We start from the raw sequence: 18,176 nt of genomic DNA, 5'->3' as shown, positions 1-18,176 counted from the left end.
GACGGCTTACTTCCCCACCCATTTCCCCGGCCGCTTCTCGACGAACGCGGCCATGCCTTCCTTCTGGTCTTCCGTCCCGAACAGGCCGTGGAACAGCCGGCGCTCGAACTGCACGCCTTGCATCAGCATCGTCTCAAACGCGGCGTTGACCATTTCCTTGTTGGCGAGCACCGCCAGCGGCGCCATGCCGGCGATCGTCGCGGCGGTCTTGACCGCTTCCTCGACCAGATCGGCGGCCGGAATGATCCGCGACACCAAGCCGGCGCGCTCGGCCTCCTCGGCGTCCATGAAGCGGCCGGTCAGGCACATCTCCATCGCCTTGGCCTTGCCGACCGCGCGGGTCAGGCGCTGCGATCCGCCCATGCCGGGCGCGACCGCCAGCTTGATCTCGGGCTGACCAAACTTGGCGGTGTCGGCGGCGAGGATGAAGTCGCACATCATCGCCAGTTCGCACCCGCCGCCGAGCGCGAAACCCGCGACCGCCGCGATCACGGGCTTGCGGGTACGGGTGAACATCTCCCAGCCGGCGAAATAATTGCCGCCATACATGTCGCCGAACGATTGCGGCTGCATCTCCTTGATATCGGCACCTGCGGCAAAGGCCTTTTCGCTGCCGGTCAGCACCGCGCAGCCCTGCGACGGGTCGGCGTCGAACACCTGAAGTGCGGCGACCAATTCGCCCAGCACCTGGTTGTTGAGCGCGTTGAGCGCCTGCGGCCGATTGAGCGTGATCAGCGTGACGCCGCCCTCGCGCTGGTCGACCAGGATGGTTTCGTAATCAGCCATTCAATTCCTCCAATCGTCATCCCAGCGAAAGCTGGGCTGACGGACAAATTCACGCCGGCGTCCAAGCCTCTGCCGCCGGCAATGGTGCGAAAATCGCGTCGATCAGCTCGTCGGTGACGCCTTCGGGGGTGTCGGGGTTCCAGACCGGCGCATTGTCCTTGTCGACGATCACCGCGCGGACGCCTTCGAGGAAATCGTGGCGTACGACGACGCGGGCGCCGACGGCATATTCCTGGACCATCTCGGCGGCGAAATCGACCATCTGCCGCCCTTCCTTAAGCAAGCGCAGCGACACTTTCATCGTCTGCGGCGACTTGGTCCTGAGCGTCGCCAGCGTTGCCGCGCCCCAGGCGCCGCCTTCGCTCTCCAGCACCGCGTAGATGTCTTCCAGCCGATCGGACTCGAACAGGCGGTTGATATCCTCTTCCTGCGCGACGATCTTCGCCTCGGGCACCGGCGACCCCAGCTCGACGAGAATTTCCTCGATCTCGGTCGGCGCCGCGGCGATCCGCGCCTTGGCCTCATCGAGCGTGTCGCTGGTCAGATAATCGCTCGCCAGCCCGAGATTGAGGCACTCAGCGCCGTCGAGCCGATGCCCGGTCAGCGCGAGATACTGGCCGACGCGCCCGGGCAGGCGCGACAGATACCAACCGCCGCCGACATCGGGAAACAGGCCGATCCCGGTTTCGGGCATGGCGAGCCGCGTATTCTCGGTGGCGACACGGTAGCGCGCTGGTTGCGAGATACCGACGCCGCCGCCCATCGTGATGCCGTCCATGAAGGCGACCACCGGCTTCTCATAGGTGAACAGCCGATGGTTCATGCGGTATTCGGTGAAGAAGAATTCGCGCGCTTCGACACCGTCCTTGGCGCCGGATTCCGCGAGCATGCGGATGTCGCCACCCGCGCAGAACCCGCGACCCTCGGCATGATCGATCATCACTGCCTCGACCGCGGGGTCGTGGCGCCATGCCGCCAGCGCGTCGAGCACCGCCGTGCACATCGCGGTGTTGAGCGCATGGATCGCCTTAGGCCGGTTGAGCCGGATGCGGCCGACCTTGCCCTCGATGAAGGTGAGGACGTCGTCGGTCATCCCAAATCCTCCCCGTTTACGGGGAGGGGGACCAAGGCGCGAAGCGGCTTGGTGGAGGGGGTGGGCCACGAGCGATGTAGGTGGGGAGATCCCCCTCCACCACTCGCTGCGCGAGCGGTCCCCCTCCCCATGAATGGGGAGGAACTAGCGAGCCCCCTCATTGCCGCGTCAGATCCCGGCCGACGATCATCCGCATCACCTGATTGGTCCCCTCCAGGATCGAATGGACCCTGAGGTCGCGCCAGAAGCGCTCGATCGGATAGTCCATCAGATAGCCGTAACCGCCATGCAGCTGGAGCGCGCGGTCGACGATCGAGCTGCCATTGTCGGTCGCCAGCCGCTTCGCCATCGCCGAGAAGCGCGATTTGTCGGGCGCGTTGGCGGTCACCTTGGCCGCCGCCAGATAGAGCAAAGCCCGCGCCGCCTCGAGGTCGGTGGCCATGTCGGCAAGCATGAATTGCGTGTTCTGAAAATCGGCGACCGGCGTGCCGAATTGCTGGCGTTCCTTTGTGTAGTTGATCGATTCGTCGAGGCAGCGTTGCGCGCCGCCGAGCGAGCAGGCGCCGATATTGAGCCGGCCGCCATCCAGCCCGGCCATCGCGAAGCGGAAGCCGTCGCCTTCGGCGCCGACGCGATTCTCGACCGGTACGCGGCAATCCTCGAAGATCACTTGCGCGGTCGGCGACGCGTTCCAGCCGAGCTTCCTTTCGGGCGCACCGAACGACAAACCAGGCGTGTCCTTCTCGACCACCAGACAGGAAATGCCCTTCGACTTCTCCTCACCGGTGCGGACCATGCAGACATAGATGTCGTTATAGCCGGCACCCGAGATGAACTGCTTGGTGCCGTTGAGCACATAATGGTCGCCGTCGCGCTTCGCGCTGGTCTTGAGCGCCGCCGCGTCCGAGCCCGAGCCCGGCTCGGTCAGGCAGTAGCTGGCGATCTTGTCCATGCTGACAAGGTCGGGGAGGAAACGATCTTTGATCGCCTGATCGCCGAAACGGTCGATCATCCAAGTCGCCATATTGTGGATCGAGATATAGGCGCTGGTCGCGGGGCAGCCATAGGCCATCGCTTCCATGATCAGCGCCGCCTCGAGCCGACCGAGCCCAATCCCACCCGATTCCTCGGCGACATAGATCGCCCCGAAGCCGAGCTCGCCGGCCGCTTTCCAGACGTCGACCGGATAATGCCGCTTCTCGTCCCATTCGGCCGCGAACGGCGTGATGCGGTCGGCGGTGAACTTGCGCGCGAGATCCTGGATCTCGCGCTGGTCATCGGTCAGGTCGAACTGGTTGGTCATGCGGAAAGTCTCGTCTGGACGGTGTGGAGAGGGCCATAGACCCGCGGTCGGGGCGAAGCCATAACGCGTGAGCAATGACGCGGATGCTGCTCATCGATACCGCGCTGCGCCTGCTGTCGGCAGGGCAGCTGATGCTGATCGCACTGGTCATCGGCCGCGGACGCGCGCCGCGCCCGATCCGCTGGGCAACCGTGCTGCTGCTGCTGTGCGTGGCGGCCTATCTGGCCGACGTCGCGCCGGTGATCGACGTGCGCAGCATGCGGATCTGGCCGGTCGTCCAGCTCGGCTCGCAGAGCTCGCCGCTCGCTTTGTGGGTATTCGCCCACCTGATCTTCGAACGCCGCATCGACCGGCGGTTGCTGGCGATCGCCCTTGCCACCACGCTCGCCTGCTGGATCAATTTCCTTGCGGCGGTGTACTGGACGCATCGCATGCCGGTGACCGCCGACATCATCCAGCATGCTTTGGCCTTCGCGCTCTGCATCCACGCCATCTGGATCGCGATCACCGAACGCGGCGACGATCTGATCGAGCCTCGCCGCGCGTTCCGCACCGGTTTCGTGATCGTGGTGGGGTTGCAGACGATCGCGGTCGTCGTGGTCGAGACCATCGTCGGCTACGCCACCATCCCCTGGCTGATGCTGCTGCAATCGGGCAGCACCCTGATCGCGGTGCTGGCGTTCGGCGCCGTGCTGCTGTCGAGCAATGCCGATCTGCTGTTCGATGCCGAGGCCCCTGCCCCGCCGCAGCCGAGCCTCGCGCCCGCCGACAATGTGCTCAAGCAGAAGCTCGACGCGGCGATGGCCAGCCATGTCTATCGCGAGCCCAGTCTGTCGATCGGCGTCCTCGCTGCCAAGCTCGGCGTGCCCGAGCATCGCCTGCGCGCGCTGATCAACCAGCGGCTGGGCTATCGCAACTTTTCGGACTTCCTCAATTCGCATCGCATCGCCGACGCGCAGGCGTGGCTCGGCGACCCGGCCAAGGTCGCGCTGCCGGTGCTCACCATCGCGATGGACCTGGGCTATGGCAGTCTGGCGCCGTTCAACCGCGCATTCCGCGACACCACCGGCCAGACCCCGACCGACTGGCGTCGCGCGGCGCTGGGCGGTTTCGAAAATAGCTGATCGATTCCGGAATCGACCGGCTTTTTCCGGCGGCGCCGCGACCGCCTGCTCCCGATCGGCCAGACAGCCCGCATCATTTGACGGGAGCTTGGTATGACCGACTCGATCCGAACGCTCATCATGGGCGGCGCACAAGGCTATATGATCGAACTGACCCGCTATCTGGCCGCGGCGGGCGGCGTGACCCTGGTCCTGTGGCTGGGCGCGCGCTGGACGGAGAGCCGACGCATCCAGTTGCGCACGCCCGATTTCGCCGATTGGCAGCACGAAGTGGTCAGTTCGCTGATCACGATGGTGACCTTCGCCGCCTCCACCATGTTGACGATCGCGCTGGCGCGGATGGGCATCATCCATGTCTCGATGGCCGCGCCGCCGCTCTGGCTGGCGGGCGTCGAGTTCGTCGCGGTGGTCATCGCGCACGACGCCTATTTCTACTGGATGCACCGGGCGTTGCACCTGAAGGCGCTGTTTCGCCGCGCGCATATGACGCATCACATGTCGCGCACGCCGACGCCCTGGGCTGCCTACAGCTTCGCGCCGATCGAGGCGGCATTCGAAGCCGCCTTCCTGCCGCTGTTCCTGTTGATCGTGCCGTTCCATGCACTCGTGGTGCTGGCGTTCCTGCTTCACCAGATCATCCGCAACGTGATCGGCCATTCGGGGCATGAACTCGCCTGGTCGGGGTTCACGAAGAGCCGCTGGACGGGATGGCTGACCACCACTACGCATCACGACCTCCACCATAGCGAGGGCCGGCACAATTTCGGCCTCTACTTCACCTGGTGGGACCGGATGATGGGGACGGAGCACCCGCGCTATCATGAGAAGTTCGAGGCGATCGTCGCCGACCGCCCCGCCCTTACCCCATCGTCGGGATGACGAAGGCGTTGGCGCCGTCACCGACGCCGCCATCGGGCCAGCGCTGGGTGATCGTCTTGACCTTGGTCCAGAACTTGACCCCTTCCAGGCCGTGCTGGTTGGTGTCGCCGAACGCCGAGCGCTTCCAGCCGCCGAAGGTGTGATAGGCGACCGGCACCGGGATCGGCACGTTGATCCCGACCATGCCGACATTGACCCGCGCGGCGAATTCGCGCGCGGCATGGCCGTTGCGCGTGAAGATCGCGACGCCGTTGCCATATTGGTGGTCGCTTGGCAGCCTGAGCGCGGTTTCGAAATCGGGGGCGCGGACGATCTGCAGGACGGGTCCGAAAATCTCTTCCTTGTACGACTGCATGTCGGGCGTGACATGGTCGAACAAGGACGGGCCGATGAAGAAGCCCTGTTCATGTCCCTGGAGCTGGAAGCCGCGGCCGTCGACGACCAGTTCGGCGCCTTCGTCGACCCCGGTCTGGATCCAGTTTTCGACGCGCTGCTTGTGCGCGGCATTCACCACCGGGCCGTAATGCGCGTCATTGTCGGTCGAGACGCCGACCCGCAGCGCCGCGATCGCCGGGATCAATTTGGCCTTGAGCGCCTCGGCGGTCTTGTCGCCGACCGGCACCACGACGGGCAGCGCCATGCAGCGCTCGCCGGCCGAGCCGAATGCGGCGCCCGACAGATCGGCGACAACCTGGTCGAGATCGGCATCGGGCATGACGATGCCGTGGTTCTTGGCCCCGCCCATCGCCTGGACGCGCTTTCCGGCAGCGACGCCGCGATTATAGACGTAATGCGCGATGTCGGACGAGCCGACGAAGCTGACCGCGGCGATCGCGGGATGGTCGAGGATCGCGTCGACCATCTCCTTGTCGCCGTGCACGACCTGGAAGATGCCCTCCGGCATGCCCGCCTCGCGCATCAGTTCGGCGAGGCGCACCGGCACCGAGGGGTCGCGCTCCGACGGCTTGAGGATGAAGGCATTGCCGCACGCGGTCGCAACGGCGCCCATCCACAAGGGGATCATCGCCGGGAAATTGAACGGCGTGATGCCGACGCCGATGCCGACCGGCTGGCGCATCGAATAGACGTCGATCCCCGGCCCCGCGCCCTGGGTATATTCGCCCTTGAGCACGTGGGGGATGCCGCAGGCAAATTCGACGACCTCAAGCCCGCGCTGGATGTCGCCCTTCGAATCGGCGATCACCTTGCCGTGCTCGGACGAGAGCAGGTGGGCGAGCTCGTCCATATTCTTTTCGACCAGCGCCTTGAAGTTGAACATCACCCGGGCGCGGCGCTGCGGATTGGTCATCGCCCAGGCCGGCTGCGCGGCCTGCGCGGCGGCGACGGCGCGATCGAGATCGGCTTGCGCCCCGAGGTTTACCTTGGCCTGGACCTGCCCGGTATTGGGGTCGAACACGTCGCTGGTACGAGTGGCGCCACCGCCGGCAGAGCCCGCGATGAAATGGTCGATGGTGCGCATGGTCAACTCTCCTGGGCCTCGTTCGGCTCGATGCTCTATTTCACTAGGCAAATTCGCACGCAAGGCTACTTAATTGCCAAATGAACATGCAAAAATGCAGGTGGCGCGATGCAGAATTGGGATGACCTGCGTATCTTCCTCGCCGTCGCGCGCTCGAAGCGGATCGCGCCGGCGGCACGATCGCTCGGCGTCGATGCCACCACCGTCGGGCGGCGGCTCGCCCGGTTGTCGGCGCGGGTCGATCGGCCGCTCTTCGAGTCGGTTGGGGGTGAGCGCCGGCTGACCGAGGAAGGCGAAGCGCTGCTCGCGCATGCCGAGACGGTCGAAGCCGCGGTGATCGCCGCAATCGCGCCCGCGAGCGACCTGGCGCCTGCCGGTCATGTCCGGGTGAGCGTGGCGGAGGGCCTTGCGACCTGGGTGATCGCGCCCGCGATCGCACCGTTCCAGGTGAGCCATCCGCGCATCCGGCTCGACCTCATCACCGCCTCGGGTTTCCTCAATCCCTCCAAACGCGAAGCCGATATCGCGGTGATGCTCGCCCGCCCACGCAGCGCACAGCTCCGCGCTAGCGAGTTCGCCCGCTATCGCCTGCGCCTTTATGCCACGCCCGATTATCTCGACCGCCACGGCCGGCCGACGTCCAATGCCGACCTCGGCAAGCACATCCTCGTCGGCTATGTGCCCGAGCATATCTATGCGCCTGAGCTCGACTATCTGTCGGAGATCGAGCCCGGCCTGTCCCCGCAGGTGCGGAGCACCAGCATCAACGTCCAGCGCGCGCTGGTGTCCGCCGGCGGGGGGATCGGGGTGCTTCCCGACTTCATGGCGCAGCACGATCCTCGGCTCGAACCCGTGCTGGGCGAGAGCGTCGCCGTCCATCGCACCTTCTGGCTGGTGACCCACCAGGACACTCACGCGACCTCGCGCATCCAGGCGGTGTCCACCTGGCTCCAGGCGATCGGCCGGGGGCTAGGCTGACGCTGAGCGACCCGCCGGGACGGGAAGCATCCGCCCCTGCGCATCGGCGAAGAGCAGCACATCGACGCCGAATGCGTCGCGCAGATGCTGCTGCGTCAGCACCTCGTCGGGCGGGCCGAAGGCGAAGACGCGGCCGTCGCGCAGCATCAGGATCTCGTCCGCGACACGCGCGGCCTGGACCAGATCGTGGAGCACCACGACCACGCCGACCCCGCGCGCCGCTTGGCCGCGCAAGCGATCGAGCAGATCGAGCTGATGCGCGGGGTCGAGACTGGCCAGCGGCTCGTCGGCGAGCAACCATTGCGGCTCGCCCGCCAATACGCGCGCCAGCAGCACCCGCGCGCGCTCGCCGCCCGATAGCTCGCCGACGCGGCGCTCGGCGAATTGCTCGGTGTCAGTCGCCGCCATCGCCGACAGCACCGCTGCGATGTCTTCCGCCACGCCCGCGCGGTGCGGCAGGCGGCCGAGCGCCACGACGTCGCGCGCCGGCATGTTCCAGGCGACATCGCCCGATTGCGGCAGGTAGCCGATCGTCCGCGCGCGGTCATCGCGGCGCATCGCACCGATCGCGCGGCCGTCGATCGCGATCTTGCCTGCGCTCGGGGCGATCAACCCGGCGGCGGCGCGCAACAGGCTGGTCTTGCCCGCGCCGTTGGGCCCCAGGATCACGGTGATGCGGCCGGCGGCGAACATGGCGCTCGCATCGGTCAGCACTCGGCGCCCGCGCAGATCGAGTGTCACCCGGTCGAGAGTCAGCGCCATTGCTTGGCTCCTTCGCGGAACAGCAACGCCAGAAAGAACGGCGCGCCGATCAGCGCCATGGCAACGCCCAGCCGCACCTCACCCGCACCCGGCGCGAGCCGGCACAGGCTGTCGGCCGCCAGCGTCAGCGCGGCGCCACCCAGCGCGCTCGGCACCAGCAACGCCGAGGGTTTGGCGCCGAACACTGGCCGCAACAGATGCGGGACGACCAAGCCGACGAACCCGACCACGCCGGTCACCGCGACGCCCGCGCCGACCGCCAGCCCGGTGCCGATCACCACTTGCCAGCGCAACCGGCCGAGATTGGCGCCGAGCGAGCGCGCGGCATCCTCGCCCAGCGCCAGCGCGTCGAGCGCTGGCCCCGTGAACAGCATCAACAGCATGCCCGCGCCGATGAACGGCGCCGCCATCAACACGTCGTCGGGCCCACGGTCGGTCAGCGCGCCCATCAGCCAGTCGATCGCCTCGGCGATGGCATAGGGATTGGGCGCGATCGAGATCAGGAACGCGGTCAGCGCGCCCGCCAAACTGGCGAGCACGGTGCCGGCCAGCACGAACACCACTGGCGTCTCCGCACGCGCGGTCAGCATCGCGAGCAGCGCCATCGCACCCCCCGCCCCCGCCATCGCCCAGCCGAACTGGCCAAGCCAGCCGGCACCGAATCCGAGGACGATCGACGCGACCGCGCCGAGCGCCGCGCAGGACGACACGCCGATCACCGTCGGATCGGCGAGCGGGTTGCGAAGATAGCCCTGCAGCACCGCGCCCGACAGGCCGAGCGCGGCGCCGAGCAGGACACCGAGCACCGCACGCGGGATGCGCAACTCGGCAATGATCGCCCAGCGCGGATCGTGCCCAAACCAGGCGTCGAACGGGATCCATTGCTTGCCCGCCATCAGCGACAGCGCGAACAAAGCCGCGGTCAGCAACACGAGCAGGCCGAGGCGGATCGCGCGGCTCATGACAACGCCCGCGATCGAATCGCGGCGAGCGCCTGCAGCGCGGGGATGATGGTCGGCCCGCCGCAATTGACCAATTGGCGCGGGAAACGCTCCTCGATCACCTGATACCCCGCCATGCCGAGCACGCGGCGGCGCAGCGACGCGGTGCGGCCATTGGGGTCGGGGTCGATCACGATGCGCGGCGGATGCGCGACCACACTTTCGATCGGCACGTTGCCCGAGAAAGCGAGCCCGAAATCCTTGCTGGCATCGCCCAGCCCGGCGAGTTCGACCATCTCGGTCAACAGGCTGGGCCCGGCATTGGCGAAACTGTCGGAAATATAGAGCAAGGTCGCGGGCCGGCGGCCGTCACGCGGAGCGGCGTTGGCCACGGCGCGATCGATGCGCGCGATCAGCCGCTCGCCCGCCGCGGGTTCCCCCACCGCGGCGGCGACGCTGCGGATCTGGTCGCGGCTGGAGGCGACATTGGTCGGCGAATCGAGCGTCAGCACCTTGAGCCCGGCGCGACGATACGCGGCGAGTGTAGTCTTGGAGGTAAAGCTCGACGCGACCACCAGGTCAGGTTTGAGCGCGATCACTTCCTCGGCGGTCCCCGCGGTCGCGCGATAGCGCCGCGCGAGGCCGAGCGGGATCGAGGTCGCGCCCGGCTCCTGCGAATAATGGCTGATCGCCGTGACCTTGCCCGGCGCCAGCGCCAGCAGCAATTGGTCCGAACACGGATTGGTCGAGACGATCCCCCCGGTCGTGGCGGGCTGCGCACTCGCGCACCCCGCCAGCCCGAGGGCGATCAAGGCGATCAAAGGCTTCAATTGAACTTCAAGCGAATGCCGCCATAGGCCGCGCGGCCCGGTGTGCTGTAATATTTCACCACGGCATATTTCTCATCGAACAGATTATCGACGCGACCATAGATCGAGAATTTATCGCCGATTGGGAAGTCCGCGCGCAGCCCGACCACAGTATAGCCATCGAGTCGGCTGAAATTGCCGGCGTCATCGAAGCTGTCGCCGACGCTCAGCACGGTCGCGCCGATCCCGAGACCGACCGGAGTCTTCCAGTCGATCGACGCGCTGACCGATTGGCGCGGACGGCGCGCCAGCTCGTTGCCGAAATTGAACCCGGGCGAGAGGTTGATCGAATCGATGAAGCTGTAGGACCCGCTGAGCGTCAGGCGATCGCTCGGCCGCACCGACAGCGCGAACTCCACGCCCTTGGTCCGGGCGCGGTCGATATTGACGTAGGAGAAGGCCGGACCGAAATCGATTTGATCGGTCGTGTCGCGGTGGAACCAGGTGATGCCGGCGACGATCCGCCCGCCGACCAGCCGCTGCTCGACTCCGATGTCATAGCTTTGCGCGGTTTCGGGCTTGAGATCCTGGTTGCCGAACACCGACGTTCCGAACCGTCCGTAGAGTTGGTAGAGGGTCGGCGCCTTGAACCCTTCGGCATAGCTGGCGCGGAACGTCGTCTCGGTCGGCAAGGTATAGACCGCATTGGCGCCCCAGGTCGTGTGCCCGCCGAACGCCGAATCGTCGTCGTAGCGAACGCCGCCGGTGATGGTCAGACGATCGATCGGCGACAGGATGGCTTCGCCGTAGAAGCTGGTGACGCCGCGCGTCGCGGAGAGATCGCCGTCGAAATAGCGCGTATTCTCGCGCTCCGCGCCGGCGACCAGCCGGACGCCGTCGATCACCTGGAAATCACCCTGATATTGATAACGCTCGCTACGGCCGCGGCCGAAGAAGCTGACCGCGGGCCCGAACGCCGGGTCGTAATTGTCGCGATTGATATCGGCGATGGTGAAGGCGATGCGGTTCTTGAAGCGGCCGCCGAGGAAATCGGCGTTGAGCCCGGCATAGCCGTACAATTCTTGTGTCTTGGCATATTCGCCGTCATCGGCGGGCAGGAAGGTCACGCCGTCAAAGCCATCGATATCGACCTTGCTGTGCGCATAATAACCGCGCAGGTCGAGCCTGATGTTATCGGCCAAGGCGATCTCGATCCGCCCGGTCGCGCCGAACTGGCGATAGCCGTCGGGCTCACTTCCCGACGACACTGCCGAGAAGCCGTTGGTCTTGAGATAGCCGGCGTTGAGCGAGGCCGAGACGATCCCGCTCTTTCCCGACACGCCGCCATTGGCGAAGACCGTATCGAAGCTGCCATATTCGACATTGCCGCGCGCCTGGAGGCCATAGCCCGGCTGCATCGTGGTGACGTTGACGACACCGCCGATCGCCTGGCTGCCCCATGGCACCGAGTTCGGGCCACGCAACACCTCGACGCGGTCGATCGAACCGGCGAGCAAGCTGGCGAAATCGAACGCGCCGCCGGGCGACGAGGGGTCGTTGACCCGCACGCCATCGATCAAGGTCAGCGTCTGCGAATCCTCGGCGCCGCGGATGCGGACGGCGGTCAGGGCGCCGAGCCCGCCGTTGCGCGACACGGTCACGCCCGGCGTGGTCGCCAGCAGGTCGGACAACGCGACCGTCTGGCGCTGCTCGATCGTCTGGCGGTCGATCACCGTCACTGCCTGGCCGATCGTCTCCGGCGCCTGCGGCACACCGGTCGCGGTCACGATAATGTCGGTTCGGGTCTGATCGGCGAGGACGATATTGTTATCGTCGGTCGCCGCCGTCTCCTGCGCATAGGCTGGCGTCGCGATGGCGATCGCGGCGAACGCCGAGGTCGCGAGGATGGAAAACTTCAACATTGGACATGCCCCTTTGGTGGGGCCGCGGACTCCGGGCGCCTGAACGCGACACCCGGACCTTACGGCCCGGTTCATGTCGCTCACACGAGGGATGTCCCTCGTTCGCCCGGCACACCCCGTCCGCGCAAAGGATCGACCGTGGCGGGCAGGTCTCCTGGCTTCCGGGTCGTCGCGTTCGCCCCGCCTTCCCGACCCTGCGGCCAGTGGCATTGTTGGGGCGACCGCTCTCCGGTCACAGTTGCGGGGGCAGCGCCGGCATCTCGACCGGACTTCCCTTTTGCTTCCCCTTGCGGGGAACCCGTCACGGCGCGGCGTCTATGCCGCAGCGCGGTAAAGCGCAAGCGATGCCTGATTTCAGAATTCGAACGCGGTCTGCGCGGCAGGCGGCGGCTCGGTCGCCACGCCCTCGATCTCGAGCATGCGGACCTTGGCGAGCGCCCCGCCGGGCGCCGAGAAACCGTGGACCCGGCTGCCCGCGGCAAGCACGCGGTGGCAGGGCACGATCAACGGGATCGGATTCCTCGCCATCGCCTGACCCACTGCGCGCGCCGCTTCCGGCCCTGCGCCGAGTTCGCGCGCGACCGCGCCATAGGTCATCGTTTCGCCGCGGCCGATCGCTCGGACACGGTCATAGACCCGCGCGAAGAACGGCTCCTGCTCGCCGAGATCGATCGTGACCGCATCGAAATCGACCGGCTCCCCGGCGAAATAGCGGATCGCGTCGGCGATCACCGCGGCGATGGCTGGGGGCGGGTCGCCCGCGACAGCGTCGGGCAAGCGGCGAAGCAGCGACCACTCCGCCTCGCGCGCCGTTTCTCCCGGCAGACGAAAGGCGGTGACCGCGTCGCCGCTCCACGCGATCGCGGCGACGCCGTGTGCGGTCTCGAAAACGCGGTAGCGATGGAGCGTGGCCATGCTGCCAAGATCGGCGACCCGATCGTTCAAATCAACCTTCGCATGAGTCACGGTTGTTCGACAGCTTACCCGGCTTCGACCTTGGCCGATTCCGGCAGATCGTAGCGGCGCTTGTCCTTATCCTCGACGCCATTCTTGACCCACGCGCCATGCGCATGCGCGGTCGCGATCACTTGCCATTGGTCATGACCGGGCCAGCTCTTCACGCGGATCACCTGATGCGCGAAGGCGCGGTCGGGTTCCATCATCACCCAGGCGAGCGGACGCTCGATCGTGGCGCGCTCGCCCGCCGCGGTCATCGCCGCGCGGGTACGATTGGCGCTATCCTCGGGCAGATATTGCCACACCACCGAATGCATCAGCACGCGCGTCACGCCGGCTTGTTGCGGTTCGGCGAGTCGCGCCTCGATCCAATCGGCGGCGTCGGCCTGGACCAGATCGACCGGCTTCGCGCGCTGCATCGCGATCGCCTGGCGCAGCCGCTCGGCACGCGCCGGCGTTTCGGCCCAGACATAAGCGGCCAGCCGCGCCTCGACCGCGGGATCGGTGGCGTCGAGCGGACGGACGTCGCAACCGCGCACCGAGACGATCTCGATCGGCGCCGGCACCGGCGGTTCACCGCGCCAGTCGGGCGTGATCGTGACGGGCGCGTCGGCGGGGCCGACCTTCACGCCGCCAAGATCGAAGGCATAGCGGTCGATCAGCAGGTTAAGCCCGGCGCTCGATCCGATTTCGAGCAGTTCGATTTTGGGTCCGTAACGCCGCGCGATCTCGAGCAGACCGACGATCAGCGCGCCCGATCGGCCCGGTTCGTTGGTCTGCGGCGGCCCGTCGAGCCAGGGCAGCAGGAAATCGTCATGCGCGATCAGCGCGGCGTTCACTGCGGTGCCTATCGCATCCTGGCCGGTGATTTCGCCGCGAAACACCGCCGCCAAACCCGAATCGGCGCCCGCTTGTACCAGCGCATGCAGTCCGCCGATGAACCTGAGCGGCAAGGCATCGCGAGTCGGCTCGCCCGGCCAGTCGAGGATGCGGGCGCCGGTGCGGCTGTCGCGGGTCAGTCCCACGGCGATCGCGGCGCACAGCCGCGCATAGATCGGCGCGTCCATGTTGCGGCAATAGAATTCCTGGACCCGGAACGCCTCGCGATTGCCCGCCTCGTCGGCCATGTCGCCTCCTGAATATCCAGTCCCGGCGCGCTAACCCGCGCGACCTTCCATAGATTGCTGTCCTTCGGAGGGTCGGGCGGGGAAGCGCGCCGGCGCGGCAGGCCGCTGAAAGCGGAGCCACCAGGGTGCATTGCGCCTTCGCAGGTGCACAAGTAAAGCCCCGCCATGGCGCAACCCCTAGTCATTGCCGTCCCCAAGGGCCGTATCCTGTCGGAAGCCGTGCCGCTGCTCGTGCGCGCCGGCGTCGAGCCCGAGGCGGCATTCTCCGACGAGGATAGCCGCGCGCTGCGCTTTTCGACCAACCATCCCGGCATCGACCTGATCCGCGTCCGCGCGTTCGACGTCGCCACCTTCGTCGCGCACGGCGCCGCGCAGATCGGCATTGTCGGGTCGGACGTGCTCGCGGAGTTCGACTATCCCGAACTCTACGCGCCGGTCGATCTCGGCATCGGCCATTGCCGCCTGTCGGTCGCCGAACCGGCCGAAATGGCGGCGGCCGATGATCCGCGCGGCTGGAGCCACGTTCGTGTCGCGACCAAATACCCGCATGTGACGCAGCGCCATTTCGAAGCGCGCGGCGTCCAGGCCGAATGCGTCAAGCTCAACGGCGCGATGGAATTGGCGCCGACCTTGGGCCTCGCGCCGCGAATCGTCGATCTCGTCTCGTCGGGCCGCACGCTCAAGGAGAATGGCCTGGTCGAGGTCGAGGTGATCGCGGAAGTGACCAGCCGCCTGATCGTCAACCGCGCGGCATTCAAGACGCGGCCGGAACTGGTGCCGTTGGTCGATGCGTTTAGGCGCGCGGTGGAGAAGCGCGATGTGGCATGATCGTGTTCTTAGCCCCTCCCCTTCAGGGGAGGGGTTGGGGTGGGGCGAAGCCTCGCAGAGCGCATCCCTTTTGACTCCCCCACCCCAAACCCCTCCCCTGAAGGGGAGGGGCTTAAAATGATCAAACTCTCCACGTCCGAGCCCGGCTTCGAGCGCCAGTTCCAGGCGCTGGTCGACGCGCGGCGCGAGGCGGATAGCGACGTCGCGCGCGATGTCCGCACGATCGTCGCCAGCGTGCGCGACGAAGGCGATGCCGCCGTCCACGCCTTCACCCGCAAGTTCGACCATCACGACCTCAATGAGACCGGCTGGCGGATCGAGCGCGCCGAATGGCTCGCCGCGCACGAAGCGCTGGCGCCCGATCTGCGTGACGCGCTCGAACTCGCCGCAGAGCGGATCGCCGCTTATCATATCAAGCAGAAGCCGGAGGACCGCGACGAGATCGACGCGGTCGGCGCGCGGCTCGGCGCGCGGTGGCGCGGGGTCGATGCGGCGGGAATCTATGTCCCCGGCGGGCGTGCGGCCTATCCCAGCTCGGTGCTGATGAACGCGATTCCGGCCAAGGTCGCGGGGGTCGAGCGGCTGGTGATGGTCACGCCCACCCCCAATGGCGAGGTCAATCCTTTGGTGCTCGCCGCCGCGCATATCGCCGGCGTCGATGAAGTCTGGCGGATCGGCGGCGCACAGGCCGTCGCCGCGCTGGCATACGGCACCGGCCACATCGCACCGGTCGACGTGGTGTGCGGTCCCGGCAATGCCTGGGTCGCGGAGGCCAAGCGTCAGCTCTACGGCGTGGTCGGGATCGACATGGTCGCCGGGCCCAGCGAGATCGTCGTCGTCGCCGACGGCAAGAACGATCCGCACTGGATCGCCGCCGATCTGTTGAGCCAGGCCGAGCACGATCCGTCGAGCCAGTCGATCCTGTTCACCGACAACGCGGCCTTGGCCCGTGCGGTGGCCGAGGCGGTCGACCTCCAGATCGGCGAACTCTCGACCGCCAAGGTCGCACGCGCGAGTTGGGACGCGAACGGTGCGATCATCGTCACCGCCGACCTGGTCGAGGCGATGCCATTGGTCAATCGGCTGGCGCCTGAGCATCTCGAGCTCGCCTGCGACGAAGCAGATGCGCTGTTCGACATGGTCAAACATGCCGGGTCGGTGTTCATCGGCCGCTACACGCCCGAAGCGGTGGGCGATTATGTCGCCGGTCCCAACCACGTATTGCCGACCGGCCGCCGCGCCCGCTTTTCGAGCGGATTGTCGGTGCTCGACTTCATGAAGCGCACCAGTTTCCTCTCGCTCGATCCGGCCTCGCTGGCCGCGATCGGCCCCGCCGCGGTTACCCTGGCGGAAGCCGAGGGCTTGCCCGCGCATGCCCGCTCGGTCGCGCTGCGGCTGGGCTGATGGCTGTTGGTTGAGGCGCGGCGTCGTGCGCCCCTAACCTCCCCACAATTCCTTCGTCACCCCGGCCATGTGCCGGGGTCCACTCCTCCGCAACCGAGATGAGGAGTTGTTGCATGGTGGATGCCGGGACAAGCCCGGCATGACGAACTTAGATAACGTCGCCCGGAGGAACGATTCATCATGGCACCGCTTTTTTTTGGCGGCGCGCGCGCCTAAGGCACCGTCATGTCCCAACGTACAGCCACACGATCCAAAGCCCGCGCCGCCGCGCGGCTCGCCGCGACCCAGGCGCTCTATCAGCACGATATGGACGGGACGGCCGTCGTCTCGCTGCTTCACGAATTCCATCAGCATCGCCTCGGCGCGACGATCGAGGACGCCGAATATGCCGATGCCGATGTCGATTTCTTCGACGATCTGGTGACCGGCGCGCTGGCACGGATCGACGAGATCGATGCGCTGATCTCGGCCAATGTGACCGCCGACTGGAAGATCGAGCGGCTCGACAAATTGATGAAGGCGATCCTGCGCGCCGGGACCTACGAATTGCTCGCGCGTAAGGACGTCGCGGTCGGCACCGTGATCAACGAATATCTCGACGTCACCGATGCCTTTTACGAACGCCGCGAAAAGGGCTTCGTCAACGGCATCCTGGACGGCGTCGCCAAGAGCGCGCGGGCCTGACCGGCGGCGCGGATGGCGGAGGTCGTCAACCTCAACCGCGCCCGCAAGGCGAAAGCGCGCGGCGAGGCCCAGGCGACCGCCGCCGCCAACCGGGTCGTCCACGGCCGGACCAAGGCAGAGAAGCAGGCCGTCCAGGCGGAGACCGAGCGCCGCGCCCGCGAACTGGACGGGGCCAAGCGCGAGCCATGAAGCGGCGGGCGTGACTGAGGACGATTTCATCGCCGCGTTGCGCACGCTGCGCCTCCACCCGGGCGCGCACGACCTGCGCGACGATAATGCGACGATCGGCGGATTGACCGTCACCACCGACACGATCGTCGAGGGCGTCCATTTCCTGCCCGACGATCCACCCGGCGACGTCGCCTGGAAGCTGCTCGCGGTCAATCTGTCCGACCTCGCCGCCAAAGGCGCGCGGATCGAGGGCGTATTGCTCAATTATCCGCTGTCGAGCGACGCGTGGGATCGCGCGTTCCTCGACGGCCTGCGCGCAGCGCTCGACACGTTCGGTTGTCTGCTGATCGGCGGCGACACCGTGTCGCTTCCCGCGAACGCGCCACGCGTGCTCACCTTGACTGCGATCGGGCACGATGCGCCCGCCCCCTTACGCTCGGGCGCGCAAGCGGGCGACGAGCTTTGGGTGACGGGGACGATCGGCGACGCCGGCGCGGGCTTGCGGATCGCGCAGGGATCAGCGGGTCCGCAAGCGCTGCTCGCTCGCTATCGCCGCCCGACCCCGCGTCTCGCCGAGGGATTCCGGCTGGCCCCGCTCGTCCATGCGATGATGGATGTGTCGGACGGACTGTTGATCGACGCCAGCCGCATGGCCGCGGCCTCGGGCCTGGCGGTCACCGTCGAACTCGCCGCCGTTCCGCTATCGGCAGACTATCTCGCCTTCGCGGGCGCTGATCTCGCCGCCCACCTCGCCGCGGCGACCGCGGGTGACGATTACGAATTGCTGTTCGCGCTGCCCAAGGGCGACGAGCCGCCCATCAGCGCATTCTCGGTCGGCCGTTTCGCCGCCGGCAGCGGGATCGCGCTGACGTGGCAGGGCGCCGCCGTCCCGCTCCCGGCCAGCCTCGGTTTTCAGCACTGACGGCGA

General features: G+C 67.1%; 18 protein-coding genes and 1 riboswitch. Of the genes, 8 read left to right on the top strand and 10 right to left on the bottom strand.

The window, feature by feature from the left end; translation table 11 throughout:
- Positions 1-6: 6 nt before the first annotated feature.
- From AC1DSD_RS00570 to AC1DSD_RS00560, 3 genes are all read right to left on the bottom strand, one after another.
- A complete protein-coding gene (locus AC1DSD_RS00570; protein WP_478027674.1) occupies positions 7-786 on the bottom strand; it encodes an enoyl-CoA hydratase in 780 nt (259 codons plus the stop codon).
- A gap of 49 nt (positions 787-835) precedes the next feature.
- Complete coding sequence (locus AC1DSD_RS00565; RefSeq protein WP_478027673.1) at positions 836-1,879, bottom strand: enoyl-CoA hydratase/isomerase family protein; 1,044 nt, start codon at positions 1,877-1,879, stop codon at positions 836-838.
- Between the two features lie 157 nt (positions 1,880-2,036).
- Positions 2,037-3,182 carry an acyl-CoA dehydrogenase family protein gene (locus AC1DSD_RS00560; protein ID WP_478027672.1) on the bottom strand — a complete coding sequence of 382 codons (1,146 nt, stop codon included), beginning with the start codon at positions 3,180-3,182 and terminating at the stop codon, positions 2,037-2,039.
- Between the two features lie 74 nt (positions 3,183-3,256).
- Between AC1DSD_RS00560 and AC1DSD_RS00555 the strand changes: the two genes are divergently transcribed.
- Positions 3,257-4,306 (top strand): AraC family transcriptional regulator, encoded by a 1,050-nt coding sequence (locus AC1DSD_RS00555; protein WP_478027671.1) that lies wholly within the window; start codon positions 3,257-3,259, stop codon positions 4,304-4,306.
- Between the two features lie 93 nt (positions 4,307-4,399).
- Positions 4,400-5,185: a sterol desaturase family protein gene (locus AC1DSD_RS00550; protein WP_478027670.1), complete on the top strand. Its 786-nt coding sequence runs from the start codon at positions 4,400-4,402 to the stop codon at positions 5,183-5,185.
- Here AC1DSD_RS00550 and AC1DSD_RS00545 read toward each other — a convergent pair.
- Positions 5,166-6,665, bottom strand: a complete 1,500-nt coding sequence (locus tag AC1DSD_RS00545; RefSeq protein WP_478027669.1) for a CoA-acylating methylmalonate-semialdehyde dehydrogenase — start codon at positions 6,663-6,665, stop codon at positions 5,166-5,168. The two genes, AC1DSD_RS00550 and AC1DSD_RS00545, sit on opposite strands and share 20 nt — an antisense overlap.
- A gap of 108 nt (positions 6,666-6,773) precedes the next feature.
- Here AC1DSD_RS00545 and AC1DSD_RS00540 point away from each other — a divergent pair, with 108 nt between their 5' ends.
- Positions 6,774-7,643: a LysR family transcriptional regulator gene (locus AC1DSD_RS00540; RefSeq protein WP_478027668.1), complete on the top strand. Its 870-nt coding sequence runs from the start codon at positions 6,774-6,776 to the stop codon at positions 7,641-7,643.
- Here AC1DSD_RS00540 and AC1DSD_RS00535 read toward each other — a convergent pair.
- From AC1DSD_RS00535 to AC1DSD_RS00510, 6 genes are all read right to left on the bottom strand, one after another.
- Complete coding sequence (locus AC1DSD_RS00535; protein WP_478027667.1) at positions 7,635-8,405, bottom strand: ABC transporter ATP-binding protein; 771 nt, start codon at positions 8,403-8,405, stop codon at positions 7,635-7,637. The genes AC1DSD_RS00540 and AC1DSD_RS00535 overlap by 9 nt on opposite strands.
- Positions 8,396-9,367 carry a FecCD family ABC transporter permease gene (locus AC1DSD_RS00530; protein ID WP_478027666.1) on the bottom strand — a complete coding sequence of 324 codons (972 nt, stop codon included), beginning with the start codon at positions 9,365-9,367 and terminating at the stop codon, positions 8,396-8,398. The genes AC1DSD_RS00535 and AC1DSD_RS00530 overlap by 10 nt, the downstream gene beginning before the upstream one ends.
- Positions 9,364-10,176, bottom strand: a complete 813-nt coding sequence (locus tag AC1DSD_RS00525; protein WP_478027665.1) for an ABC transporter substrate-binding protein — start codon at positions 10,174-10,176, stop codon at positions 9,364-9,366. Before AC1DSD_RS00525 ends, AC1DSD_RS00530 begins: the two co-directional genes overlap by 4 nt.
- A complete protein-coding gene (locus tag AC1DSD_RS00520; RefSeq protein WP_478027664.1) occupies positions 10,173-12,077 on the bottom strand; it encodes a TonB-dependent receptor plug domain-containing protein in 1,905 nt (634 codons plus the stop codon). Before AC1DSD_RS00520 ends, AC1DSD_RS00525 begins: the two co-directional genes overlap by 4 nt.
- Positions 12,078-12,204: 127 nt before the next feature.
- Positions 12,205-12,394, bottom strand: a riboswitch (cobalamin riboswitch).
- 37 nt (positions 12,395-12,431) lie between these two features.
- Positions 12,432-13,022, bottom strand: coding sequence for a methylated-DNA--[protein]-cysteine S-methyltransferase (locus tag AC1DSD_RS00515; protein ID WP_478027663.1), 591 nt, complete (start codon positions 13,020-13,022; stop codon positions 12,432-12,434).
- A 35-nt stretch (positions 13,023-13,057) separates the two neighbouring features.
- Complete coding sequence (locus tag AC1DSD_RS00510; protein WP_478027662.1) at positions 13,058-14,161, bottom strand: DUF2332 domain-containing protein; 1,104 nt, start codon at positions 14,159-14,161, stop codon at positions 13,058-13,060.
- Between the two features lie 165 nt (positions 14,162-14,326).
- On the opposite strand from AC1DSD_RS00510, the gene hisG reads away from it, so the two are divergent.
- The 5 genes from hisG to thiL all read left to right on the top strand — a co-directional run bounded on the left by hisG (position 14,327) and on the right by thiL (position 18,170).
- Positions 14,327-14,989 carry an ATP phosphoribosyltransferase gene (gene hisG / locus AC1DSD_RS00505; protein WP_478027661.1) on the top strand — a complete coding sequence of 221 codons (663 nt, stop codon included), beginning with the start codon at positions 14,327-14,329 and terminating at the stop codon, positions 14,987-14,989.
- 117 nt (positions 14,990-15,106) lie between these two features.
- The gene (gene hisD, locus AC1DSD_RS00500) at positions 15,107-16,393 is read left to right on the top strand and encodes a histidinol dehydrogenase (RefSeq protein WP_478027660.1); all 1,287 of its coding nucleotides are present in this window, start codon (positions 15,107-15,109) and stop codon (positions 16,391-16,393) included.
- A gap of 225 nt (positions 16,394-16,618) precedes the next feature.
- Positions 16,619-17,077 carry a transcription antitermination factor NusB gene (gene nusB / locus AC1DSD_RS00495; RefSeq protein ID WP_478027659.1) on the top strand — a complete coding sequence of 153 codons (459 nt, stop codon included), beginning with the start codon at positions 16,619-16,621 and terminating at the stop codon, positions 17,075-17,077.
- 12 nt (positions 17,078-17,089) lie between these two features.
- A complete protein-coding gene (locus tag AC1DSD_RS00490) occupies positions 17,090-17,266 on the top strand; it encodes a DUF4169 family protein (protein WP_478027658.1) in 177 nt (58 codons plus the stop codon).
- Positions 17,267-17,276: 10 nt separating this feature from the next.
- The gene (gene thiL / locus AC1DSD_RS00485; RefSeq protein ID WP_478027657.1) at positions 17,277-18,170 is read left to right on the top strand and encodes a thiamine-phosphate kinase; all 894 of its coding nucleotides are present in this window, start codon (positions 17,277-17,279) and stop codon (positions 18,168-18,170) included.
- Positions 18,171-18,176: the final 6 nt, after the last annotated feature.

The sequence above is a fragment of the Sphingomonas sp. P4_D12 genome (assembly GCF_056401895.1).
This window is presented reverse-complemented; position numbering and strand designations above follow the sequence as displayed.